The following is a 2,027-nucleotide window of genomic DNA, read 5'->3' as shown; positions in this document are numbered from 1 at the left end:
GGTTCTATTTTTAACCAAAAACCTCCTTTTTTACACAAAAGGGGGTTTTTGTTTTCTCTTATTGTGATTTCCTATTGATAGCGACGTAACTTGTATTGAGTATTCAACTGAATATTACAGTTCGCAGAAATAGGATTATAGCTACAGGTATAAGAACCTAGTAGGTCTTTTTGATAATTAAATACACGGACGTTGTAACCGTCTTTTCTTGCAGTACTACCCAGGCGATTTACAAAATCATAACGTTCTAAATAGTCTAACAAGCTCCAAATTTGCTGATTGACGATTAAATCTACTCGTCCAACTTCATTTTCAGTAGCGGGATATGCTATCCAATTATCTAACAGCTTGTTTTCAGAGTTTTCTTTTGACCACCATAAGCTCGGAGTAGTTAATCCTGATAAGTTAATAGTATTCGCTGTAATTACAGAGTCTTTTGGTTGAGTTAATAAATCTAGATCCAACGGTGCATCTGAAGGTAGAGCGACGGATTTAGTTTGCGCCAGCGATGATGGCATCGGGAAAATGCTAAGAGTACTGAGAGTTATGGTTAGTAATAAGGGAAATTTGTGTCTAAGCATAACTAAAATTAACGGTCTGGAGACTATATACGCTAGAGGCGCTAGAGAGGGTAATATATATTTGTTGATGACTGGCTATTATTGAGCTTTGATAGAGACTATACGGATTCTTCGATAATCTGCTGTCCAAGATTCTTGGTGATAAAGTTTGTCTTGGAGAGTAGCTTCTACCTTGCGAATTAATTGTACTTGTTGGTCTGGAGTTAGTCCTACTAAAAAAGCACTGGCGAACATTTGAATCCAGTTTGCCATACCGAATTCACCTTCTGCTAAGGTAGTGGGACGGTTAAATAAAGCTGCATAGGTAACATCAAATCCTTGTTTTTCTAGTATATTAACGTATTCACCAATGCTGGGAAAATACCAAGGATTTAGTGCTTGTGGGTTATGAATACCAAGGGTTTCTAAAGCATTGTATAAAGCCTCAAGGATGTATTTTATATTACCCTTGCCACCAAACTCAGCTACAAAGCGGCCTCCTGATTTTAATGCTTGATGTATGCTGGCGATCGCTGCTTCTGGCTCTTTTACCCAATGCAGCGCCGCATTGGAAAATACGGCATCTAATGGTTTATCTACTCGAAAGTTTCGCGCATCAGCAACATCGAAATGCAAATGAGGATAGTTTTGTCTAGCCTTCTCAATCATTGTGGCTGCATTATCAGTTCCCAAAACCTCTGCACCAGATTGGGCAATTTTTTCCGTCAGTTGTCCAGTACCACAACCTAAATCTAAAATAAATTCTCCTGGTTGGGGATTGAGTAATTGCAGCAAGTCTTCGCCATATTGCCATACGAAACTGTGTTTATCTTGATATAAGGTTGCATCCCAAAAATTTTTTGCTGTCCCAAGATTAGTCATAATTTATGAATTAATGCTTAATAATCACAGTAAAAAATAATTTTAATTATGTCCAATATATTTTTATGGTGTTATTAATATTTAAAAGATATTAATTGCCCTCAAAGATGGAATTACGACACCTACGCTACTTCGTCACTTTGGCAGAAGAACTTCACTTTGGCAAAGCAGCAGAGAGACTGCATATTGCCCAACCTCCCCTCAGCCAACAAATTCGCCAGCTAGAGATAGAATTAGGGTTTGACCTGTTTCACCGTACTAAAAGAACTGTGCGGTTAACAGAGGCAGGACAAGTGTTTTTAGGTGAAGTGCAGCAAATTCTCCAGCAGTTGCAGCAAGCAATTCAATTAGGGCAAACAAGCAGTCGGGGCGAAGTTGGACAGTTGATTGTTGGTTTTGTTAGTTCAGCCGCGTATAACATTTTGCCAATTATTCTCCGAAATTTTCGTGCTTGTACTCCAGCAGTCAAATTAGAATTACATGAAATGACGACAGACCAACAACTAGAATGGTTGAGGGAAGGTGGTATAGTTCAAGGGGCGACAAACGCCTCTAAACTTAGCCAGATAAAGGTTTGAGAGGCAC

The 2,027-nt window shown here is 38.8% G+C and carries 2 protein-coding genes and 1 pseudogene; 1 reads left to right on the top strand and 2 read right to left on the bottom strand.

What is annotated here, in order from left to right:
• Nucleotides 1-71: 71 nt before the first annotated feature.
• The gene (locus ACM5QX_RS29445) at nucleotides 72-581 is read right to left on the bottom strand and encodes a hypothetical protein (RefSeq protein WP_414756740.1); all 510 of its coding nucleotides are present in this window, start codon (nucleotides 579-581) and stop codon (nucleotides 72-74) included.
• A gap of 78 nt (nucleotides 582-659) precedes the next feature.
• On the bottom strand, nucleotides 660-1,442 hold the full coding sequence (locus tag ACM5QX_RS29440; RefSeq protein WP_414756739.1) for a class I SAM-dependent methyltransferase: 783 nt from the start codon (nucleotides 1,440-1,442) through the stop codon (nucleotides 660-662).
• Between the two features lie 107 nt (nucleotides 1,443-1,549).
• Here ACM5QX_RS29440 and ACM5QX_RS29435 point away from each other — a divergent pair.
• Nucleotides 1,550-1,981, top strand: a pseudogene (locus ACM5QX_RS29435) (LysR family transcriptional regulator); the annotation flags it as partial.
• Nucleotides 1,982-2,027 lie beyond the last annotated feature (46 nt).

Source organism: Anabaena sp. CCY 9910, assembly GCF_963920875.1.
In the GTDB taxonomy this organism is placed as follows: Bacteria; Cyanobacteriota; Cyanobacteriia; order Cyanobacteriales; family Nostocaceae; genus Trichormus; species Trichormus variabilis.
The sequence above is the reverse complement of the archived record's forward strand: the minus strand, read 5'-3'. Positions and strand labels throughout refer to the sequence as shown.

Coding starts and splice junctions, on each gene's coding strand:
- ACM5QX_RS29445 (WP_414756740.1), bottom strand. CDS start 581: ATGCTTAGACACAAATTTCCCTTATTACTAACCATAACTCTCAGTACT.
- ACM5QX_RS29440 (WP_414756739.1), bottom strand. CDS start 1,442: ATGACTAATCTTGGGACAGCAAAAAATTTTTGGGATGCAACCTTATAT.